General features: G+C 60.9%; 14 protein-coding genes. 7 read left to right on the top strand and 7 right to left on the bottom strand.

The features are described from left to right. Window positions 1-149 precede the first annotated feature (149 nt). The gene (locus BK665_RS21845; protein ID WP_123409001.1) at window positions 150-1,037 is read left to right on the top strand and encodes a LysR family transcriptional regulator; all 888 of its coding nucleotides are present in this window, start codon (window positions 150-152) and stop codon (window positions 1,035-1,037) included. A gap of 1 nt (window position 1,038) precedes the next feature. On the opposite strand, the gene BK665_RS21840 is transcribed toward BK665_RS21845, so the two are convergent. After that, window positions 1,039-2,259, bottom strand: coding sequence for an MFS transporter (locus tag BK665_RS21840; protein ID WP_123408706.1), 1,221 nt, complete (start codon window positions 2,257-2,259; stop codon window positions 1,039-1,041). 229 nt (window positions 2,260-2,488) lie between these two features. On the opposite strand from BK665_RS21840, the gene BK665_RS21835 reads away from it, so the two are divergent. The 3 genes from BK665_RS21835 (at window position 2,489) to BK665_RS21825 (ending at window position 5,901) form a co-directional block, all read left to right on the top strand. Next, entirely contained in the window at window positions 2,489-3,580 is a 1,092-nt protein-coding gene (locus BK665_RS21835; RefSeq protein ID WP_123408705.1) for a Gfo/Idh/MocA family protein, read from the top strand. Between the two features lie 733 nt (window positions 3,581-4,313). After that, window positions 4,314-4,799 carry a DUF3592 domain-containing protein gene (locus BK665_RS21830; protein ID WP_123408704.1) on the top strand — a complete coding sequence of 162 codons (486 nt, stop codon included), beginning with the start codon at window positions 4,314-4,316 and terminating at the stop codon, window positions 4,797-4,799. Between the two features lie 364 nt (window positions 4,800-5,163). Continuing rightward, window positions 5,164-5,901 carry a hypothetical protein gene (locus BK665_RS21825; protein WP_123408703.1) on the top strand — a complete coding sequence of 246 codons (738 nt, stop codon included), beginning with the start codon at window positions 5,164-5,166 and terminating at the stop codon, window positions 5,899-5,901. 41 nt (window positions 5,902-5,942) lie between these two features. Here BK665_RS21825 and BK665_RS21820 read toward each other — a convergent pair whose 3' ends face one another. From BK665_RS21820 to BK665_RS21795, 4 genes are all read right to left on the bottom strand, one after another. After that, window positions 5,943-6,743: a hypothetical protein gene (locus BK665_RS21820; protein WP_123408702.1), complete on the bottom strand. Its 801-nt coding sequence runs from the start codon at window positions 6,741-6,743 to the stop codon at window positions 5,943-5,945. Window positions 6,744-7,529: 786 nt separating this feature from the next. Further along, a complete protein-coding gene (locus BK665_RS21805) occupies window positions 7,530-8,093 on the bottom strand; it encodes a YceI family protein (protein ID WP_123408701.1) in 564 nt (187 codons plus the stop codon). A gap of 108 nt (window positions 8,094-8,201) precedes the next feature. Continuing rightward, entirely contained in the window at window positions 8,202-8,945 is a 744-nt protein-coding gene (locus tag BK665_RS21800; RefSeq protein WP_148053247.1) for a GIY-YIG nuclease family protein, read from the bottom strand. 56 nt (window positions 8,946-9,001) lie between these two features. Next, window positions 9,002-9,955, bottom strand: a complete 954-nt coding sequence (locus BK665_RS21795; protein WP_259699651.1) for a LysR family transcriptional regulator — start codon at window positions 9,953-9,955, stop codon at window positions 9,002-9,004. 85 nt (window positions 9,956-10,040) lie between these two features. Between BK665_RS21795 and BK665_RS21790 the strand changes: the two genes are divergently transcribed. Continuing rightward, entirely contained in the window at window positions 10,041-11,477 is a 1,437-nt protein-coding gene (locus tag BK665_RS21790; RefSeq protein ID WP_123408698.1) for an amidase, read from the top strand. Window positions 11,478-11,656: 179 nt separating this feature from the next. Next, window positions 11,657-12,295 carry a VOC family protein gene (locus BK665_RS21785; protein WP_123408697.1) on the top strand — a complete coding sequence of 213 codons (639 nt, stop codon included), beginning with the start codon at window positions 11,657-11,659 and terminating at the stop codon, window positions 12,293-12,295. A 4-nt stretch (window positions 12,296-12,299) separates the two neighbouring features. Here the strand turns inward: BK665_RS21785 and BK665_RS21780 are convergent, their stop codons facing one another. Together BK665_RS21780 and BK665_RS21775 are read right to left on the bottom strand one after the other, a co-directional pair. After that, window positions 12,300-13,658 carry an MATE family efflux transporter gene (locus BK665_RS21780; protein WP_123408696.1) on the bottom strand — a complete coding sequence of 453 codons (1,359 nt, stop codon included), beginning with the start codon at window positions 13,656-13,658 and terminating at the stop codon, window positions 12,300-12,302. Window positions 13,659-13,847: 189 nt separating this feature from the next. After that, on the bottom strand, window positions 13,848-15,053 hold the full coding sequence (locus BK665_RS21775; RefSeq protein WP_259699650.1) for an alpha/beta fold hydrolase: 1,206 nt from the start codon (window positions 15,051-15,053) through the stop codon (window positions 13,848-13,850). Here BK665_RS21775 and BK665_RS21770 point away from each other — a divergent pair. After that, on the top strand, window positions 15,052-15,762 hold the full coding sequence (locus BK665_RS21770; protein WP_123408694.1) for a TetR/AcrR family transcriptional regulator: 711 nt from the start codon (window positions 15,052-15,054) through the stop codon (window positions 15,760-15,762). The two genes, BK665_RS21775 and BK665_RS21770, sit on opposite strands and share 2 nt — an antisense overlap. Window positions 15,763-16,140: the final 378 nt, after the last annotated feature.

Genomic DNA, 16,140 nt, shown 5'->3' with positions numbered 1-16,140 from the left:
ACACAAAATATGTGTTCGACGCAGATCCCGTGTGGGAGCGGGCTTGCTCGCGAAGGGGGCACCTCGGTTTCCCTGACTCTGCCCTTTGCAAATCCCCCGCCCGCCTCTACTCTGCGTCAACCCCTCCTGCATCGAGCACACCTCCCATGATGGACAGCCTCAGCGGTATCACGGCCTTCATTCAGGTGGCTGAAACCCGCAGCTTCACCGAAGCCGGGCGCTTGCTGGAAATCTCCTCCTCGGCCGTGGGCAAAAGCGTGGCGCGCATGGAAGAGCGCCTGGGCGTGCGGCTGTTCCATCGCAGCACCCGCAGCGTCACCCTGACCACCGAAGGCGAGCTGTTCCTCGACCGTTGCAAGCGCATCCTCAGTGAAGTGGAAGCCGCGCAGATGGAGCTGCTGGAACTGTCCGCCACGCCCCGGGGCAAGGTGCGCATCAGTGTGCCGATCCAGAACGTGCTGATCATGCCGGTGCTGGCCGGATTCATGCGCGCCTACCCGGACATCGAGCTGGACGTGGACATGTCCGACCGCATGGTGGATGTGATCGAGGAAGGGTTCGACGTGGTGATCCGCACGGGCGCGCCGCAGGATTCGCGGTTGATGGCGCGCAAGCTCGGTGGCTATCAGTTGCAGTTGGTGGCGTCGCCGGCGTACCTGAAACGCCACGGCAACCCGGCGCACCCGGATGAACTGGTCAATCACGTGTGCCTGCTGCACAAGTTTCCGGCGACGGGGATGATCGAGCGTTGGCCGCTGCGTGTCGACGAGACGCACATCGAGCCGAATCTATCGAAGGCCCTGACGTGCACCACGATGGATCCGCTGACATACCTGGCGATCGATGGGATAGGCATTGCCTGCCTGCCGGACTTTTCAATCCAGCAGCCGTTGGCCGATGGCAGGTTGAAGGTGGTGCTGGCGGACTACACCGACCACACCGGCAACCTGTGGATGCTCTGGCCTGCATCGAAGCAGACCGCACCGAGGCTGCGGGTGTTGATCGATTTCGTCAAAGACAACATCTTGAAGCGTTGATTCAGCGTTGCAGGGCCTCGGCAATCGGGGCTTTGCTGATGCCGAAGCTGAGCATCACCGCCAACCCGAGCACGCCGATCGCGGCGCCCAGCCACAGCGCCGAGGGCACGCCGAAGTGATCGACCATCAAGCCGCCGACCAGCGAACCCGAGGCGATTGCCACCTGGAACGTGGTGACCAACATGGCCGAACTGGCTTCCGGCAATTGCGGCGAGGTCAGTTGCATCCAGGTGCTCACGCCCAGGGGAATCGCCCCGTAGGCAATGCCCCAGACCAATACCGCCAATGCCACACCCCAACCGTGTAACCCGGGCAAGGCCAGTTGCACGATCACCATCAACACCACCACCGCCCCCAGGGACAGGCGCAAATGCCGGACGATGCTACCGGCCATCGCGAAATTGGCGAGCATGCCCAACAAGCCGAAGCCAAGCAGAATCGCGGTGATTGCACTGGGCGAGTAGCCGACCTCATGGGCCAGGAACGGTGCAATGTAGGTGTAGGCCGTGAAATGCGCCGCCACTACCAGGCCTAACAGCAACATGCTGCGTCGGGCGTTGCTGCGTTTCAGGAAACCCAGCAATGCACGCACCTGTAAGCCTTCGCTGGAGGGCAACGAAGGCAAGGTCAGCCACTGGGCGAGCAACGTCAGCAACGCCAACCCGGCGGTGGCCGCGAACGACACCCGCCAGGAAAACAACGTGCTGACAAAAGTCCCGAACGGCACGCCGAGCACGGTCGCCAGGGTGATGCCGGCAAAGATCAACGCCGTCGCCTTGGCAGCTTTTGACTCGCTGACCAACCGCCCGGCAGCCGCAATCGCCACCGCCCAGAAACCACCCAGCGCGACGCCCAGCAGCCCTCGTCCCAACAGCATGGTGGCCAGCGTTGGCGCCACGGCCGACACCAGGTTCGAAGCCACCAGCAACAGCGTCAATAACAGCAGCAGATGCCGTCGATTCATTTTGCCGGCGCCGAGCATGATCGCCGGGGCCGAGATCGCCGCGACAATGCCGGGCACCGTCACCATCAACCCCGCCACCCCGTCGGTGATATTCAGGCTGCTGGCAATCTGCGGCAGGATGCCCACCGGCAGGTATTCGGTGGTGACAAACGCGAAGGCACCGAGGGCCACCGAGAATACCGAGAGCCAGTCGCGTGAGGAGGATGGCGGCTCAAGCGCAAGCGCTGGCGTGGCCGGGATGACGTGCATATCGTTCATGGGGGAAAGCTCCACAGTAATGAGTGGAGCCATGGTAGGGAGCGGCCCGCGGCGGAAAAACGGTGCAGAGCTCCAATCACTCTGGATCGATCACTCCGCAATACGGCGCTCTGGACCGCGTATTAGCGCCATTTTTGTCCAGAGAGTCCGGCCCTGTGGCCTGTTTTTCCCAAGGACCGTGCTCCCTAGACTTTGCCTCGTCTGCCATCAACCTTACGAGGCTAAACCTATGACCACTTCTCACTCCCCCATTCGCGTCGGCATCGTCGGCGTTGGCACCTGGGCTCGCCATGGCCACTTGCGGGTCCTGGCGCTGCTGCCGCAATACCGGGTGCAAGCGGTGTACAGCGAACACCGCGAACGCGCCGAAGCCGCCGCCAGCGAGTACGGCATTCCACAGGTCGCCGATTCCCTTGACGCGTTGGTCAGTAATCCGGAAGTCGACCTGGTGGTGGTGCTCAATACTGCGCCGCAACACGAACAAACCGTGCGCGCCGCCATCGCTGCCGGCAAGAATGTCTACTGCGAATGGCCGCTGACCACTACCACCGCCGCGTCCGAACAGTTGGTCCATCTGGCCAAGGACGCCGGCGTGCGCCACATCGTCGGCCTGCAACGCCGCCACGCGCCGCACAACCGTTATCTGCAAGACCTGCTGCAACAAGGCTATGTCGGCCAGTTGCGCTCGGTGCGCATGCATGTCAGCACTCACTACCTCCAGGCGCGACGTTCCAACTCGGTGCGCTGGACGGCGGCTGAGGAGAACTTCTCCAGCATCGTCTCGATCTACGCCGGGCACTTCCTCGACATGCTGTTCACGGCCACCGGTTGGCCGGTGAGTGTCTCGGGATTAACGGTCAGTCAGTTCCCGAAAGTGACCATCATCGAGACCGGCGAAGTACTGGACAGCACCGCACCGGATCAACTGGTCCTCAGTGGGTTGCTGGAAAACGGCGCGGTGATTTCGATCCATATCGAGGGCGGCAAACGCAACGGTTCCGGCGTGCAGATCGACATCACCGGCGATGAGGGCGACCTGAAAATCACCAACCGCTCGGCCTTCGGGAATGTGGGCGATGACTTCGTGATCGAAGGCGCCCACGGCGACGACCTGCCGCTGCAACCACTGCCGGTGCCGGACAGTTATCAACGCTTGCCGGAATCTGCATTGCCATCGGCGGTGCTGGAACTGGCGGAGTTGTATCACGTCTTCGCCCAGGACCTGGCGGACGGCACCCATGCCGCAGTGTCATTTGAAGATGCCCTGCGCATGCATCGGTTGCTGGACGTGGCAAAAGTCAATCAACTGACTGCCCTGTAGGAGCAAAGCTTGCTCGCGATAGCGCCGGCACAGCCAACATCGATGTCGCCTGACACACCGCCTTCGCGGGCAAGCCCGCTCCCACAAGGGATCAGCGGTCGGCACAAAATCATCAATCAACACCGAACCCTGTAGGAGCGAGGCTTGCCCGCGAAGAGGCCGGCACGTCCAGCATCTATGTCGCCTGACACTCCGCCTTCGCGAGCAAGCCTCGCTCCCACAAGGGATCAGCGGTCGGCACAAAATCATCAATCAACACCGACTCCTGTAGGAGCAAGGCTTGCCCGCGAAGAGGCCGGCACATCCAGCATCGATGCCGCCTGACACTCAGCCTTCGCGGGCAAGCCTCGCTCCTACAAGGGATTTGCGGTGGGCACGAAATCATCAATCAACACCGAACCCTGTAGGAGCAAGGCTTGCCCGCGAAGAGGCCGGCACAGCCAACATCAATGTCGCCTGACACTCCGCCTTCGCGAGCAAGCCCGCTCCCACAAGGGATTTGCGGCGGGCACAAAGTCATCGATCAACGCTGATTCCTGTAGGAGCGAGGCTTGCCCGCGAAGAGGCCGGCACGTCCAGCATCGATGTCGGCTGACACTCCGCCTTCGCGGGCAAGCCTTGCTCCTACAAGGGATCAGCGGTGGATGCGTCGTTCTCGTATCGCGCAACATCTAAAGTTGCTGCCTTCGCGGCCGATTTGCTCTAGCCAATCCCTACTGCGAAGGACCGTCAGATGTTCTACCCCCGCGAAGCCGAAAAAGACCACCTGTTCAATCGCGTGATCCTGTTGACCGTCGCCTGCTGTGTCGTGTTGCTCCTGGCCAGCATGGCGCGGGGTGAAGGGATCCTGTATGCCGCCCTGAAGCTGGGCGCCGTCGAAACCACCGGCACGGTGACGCAAATGGACGACATCCGGATGAACCCGAATGGCAAGGTCATCCACTACACCTACACCGACGACAAAGGACAGCGCCATGAAGCCGAATACGTCGATGAGCGCTACGCCCAAAACGATCACTATGAAACCGGCGGCCCCATTCCCCTCCTGTACTCGCGCTGGCTGCCAGCGCAAAACAGCATCGCCAACCGGGTAGACAGCAACCGGCCCGGCTTCTGCATCATGACCGGCGGGGTGTTGCTGGCGCTGTTGTTCCTGGGGATTTCATTCAAGACGCTGGGGCGGATTTATGCGATGAAAGAGGAAGACCGGTTTTATTGAGCAACCGATCAACGCACAACACAAACTGACTTCACGTTTGCCGCGGCTGATACGGTCACTGGCCGCTACGATGGTTACTCCGTAATCCCATACGGCTTGAGACTCCGGGTTGAACCGCAGATTTTTCTCGAGCCGTTCACGACCTGATGCTCGCCTCATTGATACAACCCCGTTACTCCGCCTGTTACCTGACTGACCGGAACAGGCACAACCACTGCCACGAATGTAACGCCAAGACACTTAGCCCCCCTGCCCCTCGCGCCTACTGTGAAGCCGTCAATGTGCCTACAGGGTTGTGACACATCATCGACGCCCGCTGCCCATTGATTGCCGAAACACAACCAAGACAGAACAGAGGGACATCATGAGTAAGTCTAGCGCTGCAAGTAACCAGCAAGCACTGCACGACGACGTTCAAGCGGCCGTCAAGTCGCTCCTCGCCGCGCCAACGGCCTTGAAAACCACCGACTACAGCAAAGTGCTGACGTCGACCCTGGCCGCGACGCAAAAAACCGTTTCGATCCAGATCGATTCCGCCGACCTCACCACGCTCAAGCAGAATGGCTACAAATTGTGCTTTGCAAAAAAGGTCGGGACCGAAGCCTACAACGTGGTCTGGCAGTCCTACGTCCAATACCTGAGCTTCAATGACTTCAGCTGGACGCCGCAATATCAGTTGTTTGGCACCAACCAGTTCCAGGCGAACGTGACCGTGCGGGCGTCGACCAACACGATCAACATCGGCCTGGGCCAACAATCAATCCTGGACAACAACGGCCTGCTGGGTGGTGCGGTGTCCGGCGGTCCTGAAACCTCGATTACTCTGATCAACAATTACGGTTCGATTCATCCCGGTATCAACCAGTTGTCCACCGGCCTTGATGGTGCTCAGGTCAGCACGCCGATCTACGTCGCCACCAATGCAGTGGTCACCGGCCAGGTGACGCTGACGCCAGTCGAGACCATTCTCGTGTGGTTCGAACAGAACGTGCAGACCAGCACCATGTTCAGCACCTCGCGCTCCAATGCCATCGAAGTCGACTTGACCAACGTCAACAGCGCGTCGCGCCTGTACGTCGGCGGCGTCTGGAAAACCGTGTAACGGCAGCACCGGGGGCAACCTCGCGGTTGCCCCTGTTACCTTCAGCCATCGTTACAACCCTGGGCGAAATAGCCCGTGAGCGACAGACAGATCGATTCCGCCAGATCCTCCTGGGTCGCGATGCCGTAGGGTCGATTGCGATCAAACTGCTCCGACCAGCGAATCCGCCCCTGATCGACATCGATCAAGCGCACCGATGCCCGCACTCGCGCCGGTTCCACCCGCACGCTGCCCTCCAGCGAATAACGACCGCGCCCCCGCCCTGGCACCAGCGCCTTGATGCTGCTTCGCGGGACGTTCATCAACACATGATTGCCACGGGTTTGCGTGTGTTCGAAGGACTCGAACAAGCGGCAGCTCAACTCTTCGCACAAACCACGGGTAAAGTCGCCGCCATCATGGGTGATGCAGGTGAATTGTTGCAGTTGCACAACCGGATGCTGCTGGCTGCGCACATTGGGCTTGAGCCGTTCGTAGGCCAGGCGATAACTGCCGGCGGGCACGTTGAGGCGCACGGGGTCGTGTTGGCCGAGGGTGGCGTAATAAGTGGCGAGCTTGCGCCGCAGCCGACCGACCTGCACCCGCACCACCGGATCGTCGCCCGTGCAATAGACCACCGGGTCGCGGCGAAATACGGCGATGCCAATGGCGTGTTCGGTGAGCGGGGTATTGGCGAACTGCAGGTCGTGTTCCACCAGAAAACGCAGCAGCCCGCCCATCCGCCGGGACTTGGCGAACAATGGACTGGCCAGGAGCAGCGCCAGCACCTGCTCCACTTCTTCGCGAACGAACGGCTCAGAAACCCCGCGCGCACGTGTATCGGCAATGCGTTTGATCATCATCAGTCTGCCTCCTTGCAGATTGTCGCGTTCAACTCGGGCTTTGCACGGGCGTAGCTTAGCAGTTGGGGGGAAATCGGTAGTGGCACCTTGATATATAGCGTGACTACCGGTCAGGAATACTGCGCCTGGCGCGGATCCAGTGTGGGAGCGGGCTTGCTCGCGAAAGCGGCGGGTCAGGCGATTAAGATGTCGACTGACATTCCGTCTTCGCGAGCAGGCTCGCTCCCACAGGGGATTGAGGGCTGGGTACAAATGCTGTCACCACTGGAGATCCAGTGTGGGAGCGGGCTTGCTCGCGAATGCGGCGGGTCAGGCGATTAAGATGTCGACTGACATTCCGTCTTCGCGAGCAAGCTCGCTCCCACAGGGATTCAGAGCGGGTCACAAATGCCGCGGCCATTGGAGATCCAGTGTGGGAGCGGGCTTGCTCGCGAAAGCGGCGGGTCAGGCGATTAAGATGTCGACTGACACGCCGTCTTCGCGAGCAGGCCCGCTCCCACAGGGGATTCAGGGCTGGGTACAAATGCTGTGACCATTGGAGATCCAGTGTGGGAGCGAGCCTGCTCGCGAATGCGGTGGGTCAGGCAATGAAGATGTCGACTGACACTCCGCCTTCGCGGGCAAGCCTCGCTCCTACAAGGGATTTGCGGCGGGCACAAAATCATCGATCAACACTAAACACTGTGGGAGCGAGCTTGCTCGCGAATGCGGTGGGTCTGGCGATGAAGATGTCGACTGGCACGCCGTCTTCGCGAGCAAGCTCGCTCCCACAGGGATTGGGGATGGCTAGCGCTGCGGCGCGACCATGCGGAAGCGGATGTTGATGTCTTTCGACACCACGCCATCCGCCCACTCCCCCGCGCCAATCTGGAAGTCGTCGCGGTTGAGCGCGAATTCGCCGACGAACACGCCGATGCCGCTTTCCGCTTTCAACTCGACTTGCACCTGCACCGGGTGGGTGACGGTTTTCAGGGTGAGGTCGCCGGTGAACAGGTAACGGTCGCCGCCCAAGGCTTTGACGCTGGTGGATTTGAACAGCCCCAGCGGGTAGTGCTCGGTGTCGAACCAGGCCGGTTTTTGCAGTTCGGTGTTGGCATCGCTGCTGCCGGCGTCGATGCTCGCCAGTTGGATGCTGAGGGCGGCGTGGGCGGCGGCGGGGTTTTGTGTGTCGAAATCGAGGGTGCCTTCGAACTGGCTGAACGTGCCATAGACCCGCGAGCCGAACTGGCTGAAGGTGAAACTGATCTGGCTGGCGGCGGCGTTGACCTGGTTGTACTCGACGGCATGGGCGCTGACGGCGAAGACCAGGGCAGCCGCGATGGCGGCGAACTGCGGGAACTGAAAGCGCATGGGATTCTCCGGTCGAAGATGCCGGGCGTGTTGGCCAGCGATAAGGTGGACTAAAGCAAATAACCGCCGGTTATTCCACTGGCGCTGGCCTGCATGACACAAAACGGCTCAGGAAGCCGCGCTATCGATCGCCAGCGAATCGAACAGTCGGCTGAACCCGGCAATCGCCGGCAGGATCTCGCGCTCATACGCCCGATCATAATCGTCGCGCCGGCCCAGGCACTCTTCACACAGTCTGGACAGCCAGCTCGGCGTAATAAGCGTGAACTCACACTGATCAACCAGCGTGCCGGGCGCATGGTCCGTGGTTTGGCTGATCAACAGGATTCGCCGCCTCGGCGCGGTTTCGGGCGGTTGTGCCTTGAACAGTTCATGCAGGCGCAACTCATCGGATGACACTGCTGGTTTCATCGTCAAAACCAGACTGACGAACGTCCCCGTCTCGGCGCCGCCGCTCAGGCGAATATGTTCAGCGAGCGCAACCGTCCGAGCCACCAACGCAGTGGTTTCCTGCAGACGCCGGGCCACATTGGACACATCGAACGGGTAATGCAGCGACTTGGCTTTCCAGGCATTGCGACGGCTTTTTTTCGACACGGCCTTCGTGGTTTGGAAAGGCTTATGCACTCGATTCCACTTCGGGTTTTCCACAATGATCGCGTGCTTCTCGGCTTCGGCGGCCAGCGCCAGATTGGGAAAGCGCTCTATCTCTATCGAAGCAATTTCATCGGCCCAGCGGGATGTGCGTCGGTGCTGGGATAACCTGCTGACAGTGCTCAGCGAGATACCGACGTACAGCAGGTTTTTGGCGGAATCAAAATGTCGGTAAAGCTCTCTTCCTCGAGTCGCCATGTTCGAAAGACCTCCCTGGTCAAATGCGAATGTGTTTCGAGGCTACTAATTTGCTATCACTCTGTCCAGTTGTGTGGAACCCCCGTCCCAGACATCTGCGCTTTCAAATAGCCGATTAACGCCGTCACCTTCGGCGAGGGCAAATGCTCCCGCGCCGTGACCGCATTCAGGTCCTGGGGCGGGCCGATCCACTCCGGCAACACCCGTTGCAGCCGCCCTGTTTCCACGTCGGCCCGCATGCTCAGATCCATCCCCAGGCTCAGCCCTTCACCGGCCAGCAGCGCCTCCTTTAACAAGGCGGGGTCGTTGGCAACGATCGTGGGTTCAACCAGATAGTTGCGCAACTTGGCGCCGGACTTGCGCAACGGCCAGACGTAACCGACATCGCGCCGGGCCTGATTGAGCACCAGGGTGCGATGTTCGATCAACTCATCAGGTGTGGCCGGGCGTTTGATGTAGCCCGGCGCCGCGTAAATCCCCGTGGCGTAACTGGCCAACCGCCGCGCCACCAAGCTGGAGTCCGGCAACGCCCCCAACCGCAGCGCCACATCGATCTCCTGCGCCACCAGATCCAGCGGCACGTGGGACGCCAGAATCTCCAACTTGATCTCCGGATACGCCCGACGAAACCCCGCCACCAACGGCGCAAACCAACTGACCCCGAACGAGTACGGCACCGTCACCCGCAGCCAGCCACGCGGCCCATCGCGCAATTGATGCACGGCCAGTTCGGCATGTTCGAGGGTCGCGGCGATGTCCTTGCATTGTTCGTAGTACACCGCCCCGGCCTCGGTCAGGCTCAACTGGCGGGTGGTGCGGCGCAGCAGTTGCACGCCCATGGCCTGCTCCAGTTCGCGCACGCGGCGACTGACGGTGGTCTTGGGAATCTGTAACGCCTGGGCCGCGGCGGTAAAACTGCCCAGGCGCACCACCCGCACAAACACCAGCGTGTCATTCAAGTCCCGGATCATCGCGCAGCCTGCCATTGAGGAATCGCTGGATTGTGCCATCAACGGCACATTGCAAACCGCTTTTATGGGCTAATCGGCGACCGGCGCTTTACCTATGATCGGGTCTCTGAACTGGAGACCGCTTATGAACCTCAACGAATACGCCGCCCTCGACGGCATTGGCCTCGCCCGATTGGTCGCGGCAGGCGAAGTCAGCGCGAAGGAACTGGCCGACCTCGCGCTGGCCGCCGTGCAACGGGTCAACCCGCAGATCAACGCCGTGATCGAAACCTGGCGTCCCACCGTGACGGAAGGCACCGGGCCATTGGCGGGCGTGCCGTTCCTGATCAAGGACCTGGCAATCACCTCGGCGGGCCGGCGCGTGGAATTGGGCAGTCGTCTGGCCCAAGGATTGGTCGCGGAGGCGGATTCGTACCTGATGCAACGCTTCATCGCCGCCGGCCTTGCCACCCTGGGCCGTACGACCACGCCGGAAATGGCCTTCAGCACCGAAACCGAATCCGCCCTGCAAGGCCCGACCCGCAACCCGTGGGACACGCGGTTATCGGCGGGCGGATCGAGCGGCGGCTCGGGTGCGGCAGTCGCTGCCGGCATCGTGCCCATCGCCCACGCCACCGACGCCGCCGGCTCGATCCGCGTCCCGGCAGCCTTCAACGGCTTGGTCGGCCTCAAACCCACGCGTGGCCGCGCCTCCAACGGCCCGGCGCTGGACGAAGTGTTTGCCGGGTTCGGCGTACAACTGGGCCTGTCGCGCAGCGTGCGGGACAGCGCGGCATTGATGGACATCGTGCAAGGCGGCGCCCCCGGCGATCCTTACCACACCGTCGCGCCGGCCGAAGGCTTCCTCGCCCACGTCGGCCGCGACCCGGGACGACTACGCATCGGCTGGCTCGAGACTCCGTGGAACGGTGCCGCCATCGACCCCGATATCGCCGCCGCCAGCCACGCCGTCGCCCGGGAACTCGAAGCCCTCGGCCATCACGTCGAACCGGTCAGCGCCCCCCTCGGCACCTCGTGGGATTCCTTCGTCGAAGCCAACGCCAACATCTGGTGCGCCACCCTCGTGCGCTGGATCAACGGCCTCGCCGCCGCCACCTCGCGCCCCATCGACCTCACCACCCTCGAACCCGCCACCCTCGCCTGCTACGCCTACGGCCAACAGGCCCGCGCCGTCGACTTCGCCGCCGCCCTCGACACCCGCAACCTCATCGCCCGCAGCGTCGCCGGGTGGTTCGAGCACTTCGACATTCTGCTCACCCCAACCCTGCCCCGCCTGCCCCAAACGCTGAACACCTACAGCCTCGGCGCCGAACACATGGACGGCTTGCAATGGACGGCGCGAGTGTTCGACCACTCGCCGTTTACCCCCGTGTTCAACGTCGCGGGCACGCCGGCGATCTCGTTGCCGCTGGGGATCTCGCGCAATCAGGGCTTACCGATTGGCATTCAGTTTGCGGCACGGTTCGGCGCGGAAGATGTGCTATTGCGATTGGCGAGCCAACTGGAAGTGGCGATGCCGTGGCATCAACGCCGCCCCGACATCTGGGCAGGCAACGCATAACCCCTGCAAGCCTCAAAAACCACTGTGGGAGCGGGCTTGCTCGCGAAGGCGCCCTATCAGCCAGCACAAATACTGACTGACACGACGCCTTCGCGAGCAAGCCCGCTCCCACATTCCAAGAAGGTGTATAAACCTACAATCGCTCATGGCAGGCAGCCCCCCAAAAAGGCCCCAGGCAAATGAAAACCACCCTAGACCACCTCGCCATCATCGCCCCCAACCTCGACACCGGCTGCGCCTTCGTCACCCGCCATCTCGGCGTCGACCTGCAACCCGGCGGCGCCCACCCACGCATGGGCACCCACAACCGCCTGCTGCGCCTCGGCCCCGACATTTACCTCGAAGTGATCGCCATAGACCCAACCGCCAACCATCCCAACCGCCCACGCTGGTTCGGCATGGATGACCTGCCGTTAGATGCACCACCACGGCTAGCCACCTGGGTCGCCCGCACCGACGACATCCAGGCCATGAACGAAACCTGCCGCAACCTCCTCGGCGACCCCGAACCCATGACCCGAGGCACCCTGTCCTGGCAAATCACCATCCCCGCCGACGGCCGCTTGCCGCTGAACGGCTCAGCCCCGACCTTGATTCAATGGGCGCAAACGCCACATCCCGCGAGCGCGATGGTGGATCAGGGTTGCTCATTGGTAGCACTGGACGCATTCGATCCCGATCCGGAAAAAGTCCAGGCGCTGCTCACCGCCATCAACTTCAGCGGCCCGGTTCATCTGCATGCGCTGGAAGCCACTGCAAATCCCTACCTGCTGGCGCACATCCAAACTCCCACCGGTTTGAAAACCCTCTCCCTCTAGAGACTTACACCAACCGCTCAATCTTCTGATGCTGCCAAACCCACTTGTAGTAAGCCGTCTGCAACGCCAGCATCCCCAAATACGCCACCGGGAACGCCATCCACACGCCCTGCAACCCAAACCGCCCATCCAGCCAATACGCCACCGGCAACTGCACGCAGAGCACGCAAAAAATCGACACCGCCATCGGCACCATCACCGTGCCGCTGGCGCGCATGATCCCGCCGATAATCGCCTGGAAGCCAAACACCAACAGGCTCCACAACATAATGTGCAACAGATGCTCCGCCATCGCCTGGGTGGTCGGCTCCGTCAGGAACAACCCCAATAACCAGTGCGACAGCAAATACCCCAGCAACACCAGGCCACCGGTCAAACACACATTAATAAGAAGGCCCGTGCGTAAAATCGGCGTGATCCGCTCCAGCCGCCCCGCCCCAATCGCCTGCGCGCCGAGAATCGACGCCGTGATCGCAATCGACAACGCCGGAAACTGCACGTAATTCACAATCTGCGTCACCGCCCCATACGCCGCCGTCGCCTGGGAACCGTGCTGATTCACCAACGCCAGAATCACCAACTCCGACGCCGACAACACCACCATCTGCAACCCGGTCGGCAACCCGATGCGCAACACCTTGCCCAAAATATCCAGGTCCAGGCGCATCGCCGCAAACATCTCCCGATCCGGCGCCAACGGATGCCCCTTGCGAATCAACCGCCACGCCAACCACCCCATCGCCGACAAATTCCCCGCCAACCCCGCAAACGCCGCACTCTGAATCCCCATCGGCGCAAAACCCAGCCAGCCTTTTATCAAGGCAGGCGTCAGCGCCAGACCGATACACGTCGACACCACCAACGCCACCAACGGCGAAACCGTATCACTCACCCCCCGCAACAACTGCGTGAACAGCACATACACCAACAACGACGGCATGATCCACATCATCACATGCGCATACGCCACCGCATCGTCCAACACATCCGCCGGCGTCCCCAAACCCTGCAACGCCGGCCTGGCAAACACACTGCCCAACACCGCCGCCACCAACCCAATCATCGCGCCCAACAGCAACGTTGTAGCGGCAATGGTCTTCACCAAATGCGTCTCCCGAGCGCCCCAGGCTTGGCCGATGAGCACACCCGCGCCCGCGCCGAGGCCGATGACCAGGGCGATGAAGAAGAAGACGATTGGGAACATGCCGGACACCGCCGCTAAAGCCTGGGTGCCGAGCATTTGGCCGATGTAGATGCTGTTGATCGTGCCCGACATGGATTGGAGGAAATTGGAGAGGACCATGGGGGCTAGGAAAAGGAGGTAGGTTTTCCAGAGGGGGATGGAGGTGGTGGGGGTTTGCATTGAGGCTCCGTCTCGGGGTGGGCTGGGGCTTGGGGGATTCTACGCTAGGGGGCGGGTATCGATGCGTTCCTATGTTGAGGATTTGGTTAGCGTGAAGAATGTCTGGTTTCGGTCAGAAGCGGCCAGTCGGATTGATCGGGGCTTTCCGTACGATATATTTTGAGAGGTGTTCACTCGTTAGCAAGATGATTATTGATCGGGATTTGCCGCGAATAGATCGTCCATCCAGCCACAGCATTCTTGCGCCAGACGCAGCCGATTGTTGAGTTGCACATGACCGTCTGCACCAGTTTGCGCCGGCAACTCGACCAGCGATTTTTGCGTTGATCCAATGGCTGCGTGCCAAGTTCTAGCCTGCTCGGTGAACAGGTCCGATTCGCCACCGCCGAGCAAGGACAGAAACGGTACCGTGACCCGAGCCGGATCGGCGCGCATGGCGCAAGTGCGGTCGACCAGTTCCGTTGGTGTTCGAGCGCCAGCCTTCCAGAAGGTCGTCTGGTAACTGCGCAGCGTGGCCGCAGAAAACGCAGTACTGGCCTGGTTCCTGGTGGCGGCTTGCACTGAACGGGCAAACAGCAGTCCGGCGTCATGTAGTGGAGTGCTGGCGATTACTGTTGCCAGACGGGTTTCGTGCCCGGCTGCACGGCTGACGAAATACCCCCCCAGACTCAACCCCAGCAGGGCAATTCGACCTGGACGGGCACCGAAGCGAATGATCAATTGGTCGATGATGGCGCTTATCGGCTTCTCCGCTTCGGCTTCCCAATACAGACCTTGCGCCTGCAACTCACCTTGGCCGGGCAAGTCCGCGAGTGCCACAGAATAGCCGCGCTCGAGCAAGTTGCGGCCGACGGTGAGGAACAGGTCTTCATGGCACGTGTCCGCGCCGCCAATCACCAGTACCAACTGAGCGTCCGGATCCGGATTAGCGAAATAATGCCCAGGTAGGCTGGTATGTTTCCACGGGATTTCGAAACGTGTGGCGGGTAGCCGTAGTTCGTCGATGGCCAAGGCGAAGGTGCGTTGATGCTGGGCATACAGCTCGCTGAAACGTTGGCCGGGGCCAGCAAACTGCCAGGCAGACCGATAGCTGGCAAAGGCCTTCAGGCGCATTTCACCGGCGGAATGTCGCCAGCCTTTGGCCCGCCAGGTGTTGGCTTGTTGATCGAGATAGTTGCCGTAAAGAGCAAAGGCGTTCACCCACGTGTCCGGGTCACCGTCTGTGATCGTTTCAGCGATGTGGTAGACCTGACCGACATCCAGACCGCCGGCTGGCCCCCACCCCAAAGCTGCCATGAAAAACAGATCCATATGCTCGTCGTTGAAACGGTAGGTCATGCCAAGCCGACGGGTCGGGTTCTGCTCTACTTCTGTTACTTGAGGTGTGTGATTCATGGAGTCACCCGTTAGTTGCGATATGGCTGCCATAATAGGCAAGCATTTCGCCTGCCTGTACTCGCATTCCGGGAGAGCGCTCTTGGTAAAAAAAATAAAAGAAAATCAGTTGGATAGCCGTCGATCTCCGTCGCAAACACGCGCGCAGGTCAAGGTCGAACTCATTTTGGAAGCCTCACGGCGCATCCTGGAGCGGGACGGCATCGATGGATTTACCACCAACCATGTCGCCGAACTGGCCGGTGTAAGCATCGGCACGCTCTATCAGTATTTTCCCAACAAACAGCGGGTTCTCGATGAACTGGCGTTGCGTGAGCTGGGAGCATTGACTCGCGAGGTGATGACAGTCATCACAAGTGATGAGCCTGTCGTGCCCGGGGCGCGGGTTCGAGCGGTGATCCGTGCGATTGTCAGCGCCTATGGTGGGCGTACCGGGGTGCATGGTGTACTGATGCACTACCTGTTGAGTCGGGGGGCGGGCACGCCGTTGCCGCAGTTGCGCGCAGCGGTCATCCAGTACTTCACTGACACTGGCCTGATTGACGCCGACCACCAGCGGCGCACGCTTGATGAGGCCGAGGCTTTTGTGCTGACTCACGCAATCAGTGGTGTGTTGCGCGCCATGCTCAACGACCCGCAAACCCTTGAACCTGGCAGTCGCCAAGCCATTGAAGATGCTTTAGTACGGATGGTGGTCAACTTCACTTGAGTCCTTTCGATAGCGGCAAAAAACCTGAGTTCGTTTGAAGCAAAAAGTCGTTTTTGCCATACCGAATACTAATTAAATAACTGATTTAAAAGGTTTTTTTGGCTTGATTCAGACCTTGGGGAAAGCGAGTCCAAAAAACTCGCGCTGATTCCTATCATGGACGCCTCAGTCCAATTTCACGGGCCCTCCAAGATAAACTTCAATGTCCCCGAATTATGTTGGCGGCTCCCGGCTGCCCGGCTTGAATCCGTTCGTCCTGACGCCACTGGCGGTGGTGCTGAGCAAAAAGGGGACTGATCTATTTTTTTAAAATAGATCTGAGAATCATCTGGCCGGCCTCCCCACCTCACAGAGGTGGCGCAAAATTCAAGGTGCGAA

Origin of the sequence: Pseudomonas frederiksbergensis (genome assembly GCF_003732665.1) — a bacterium.
Classification (GTDB): domain Bacteria; phylum Pseudomonadota; class Gammaproteobacteria; order Pseudomonadales; family Pseudomonadaceae; genus Aquipseudomonas; species Aquipseudomonas frederiksbergensis_G.
This window is presented reverse-complemented; position numbering and strand designations above follow the sequence as displayed.

What these genes read in the sequence shown, in the direction of transcription:
- BK665_RS21835 (WP_123408705.1), top strand. Translation starts at nt 2,489, where the DNA reads ATGACCACTTCTCACTCCCCCATTCGCGTCGGCATCGTCGGCGTTGGC.
- BK665_RS21770 (WP_123408694.1), top strand. Translation starts at nt 15,052, where the DNA reads ATGGAGTCACCCGTTAGTTGCGATATGGCTGCCATAATAGGCAAGCAT.
- BK665_RS21785 (WP_123408697.1), top strand. Translation starts at nt 11,657, where the DNA reads ATGAAAACCACCCTAGACCACCTCGCCATCATCGCCCCCAACCTCGAC.
- BK665_RS21780 (WP_123408696.1), bottom strand. Translation starts at nt 13,658, where the DNA reads ATGCAAACCCCCACCACCTCCATCCCCCTCTGGAAAACCTACCTCCTT.
- BK665_RS21790 (WP_123408698.1), top strand. Translation starts at nt 10,041, where the DNA reads ATGAACCTCAACGAATACGCCGCCCTCGACGGCATTGGCCTCGCCCGA.
- BK665_RS21820 (WP_123408702.1), bottom strand. Translation starts at nt 6,743, where the DNA reads ATGATGATCAAACGCATTGCCGATACACGTGCGCGCGGGGTTTCTGAG.
- BK665_RS21775 (WP_259699650.1), bottom strand. Translation starts at nt 15,053, where the DNA reads ATGAATCACACACCTCAAGTAACAGAAGTAGAGCAGAACCCGACCCGT.
- BK665_RS21830 (WP_123408704.1), top strand. Translation starts at nt 4,314, where the DNA reads ATGTTCTACCCCCGCGAAGCCGAAAAAGACCACCTGTTCAATCGCGTG.
- BK665_RS21805 (WP_123408701.1), bottom strand. Translation starts at nt 8,093, where the DNA reads ATGCGCTTTCAGTTCCCGCAGTTCGCCGCCATCGCGGCTGCCCTGGTC.
- BK665_RS21800 (WP_148053247.1), bottom strand. Translation starts at nt 8,945, where the DNA reads ATGGCGACTCGAGGAAGAGAGCTTTACCGACATTTTGATTCCGCCAAA.
- BK665_RS21795 (WP_259699651.1), bottom strand. Translation starts at nt 9,955, where the DNA reads ATGGCACAATCCAGCGATTCCTCAATGGCAGGCTGCGCGATGATCCGG.
- BK665_RS21840 (WP_123408706.1), bottom strand. Translation starts at nt 2,259, where the DNA reads ATGAACGATATGCACGTCATCCCGGCCACGCCAGCGCTTGCGCTTGAG.
- BK665_RS21825 (WP_123408703.1), top strand. Translation starts at nt 5,164, where the DNA reads ATGAGTAAGTCTAGCGCTGCAAGTAACCAGCAAGCACTGCACGACGAC.
- BK665_RS21845 (WP_123409001.1), top strand. Translation starts at nt 150, where the DNA reads ATGGACAGCCTCAGCGGTATCACGGCCTTCATTCAGGTGGCTGAAACC.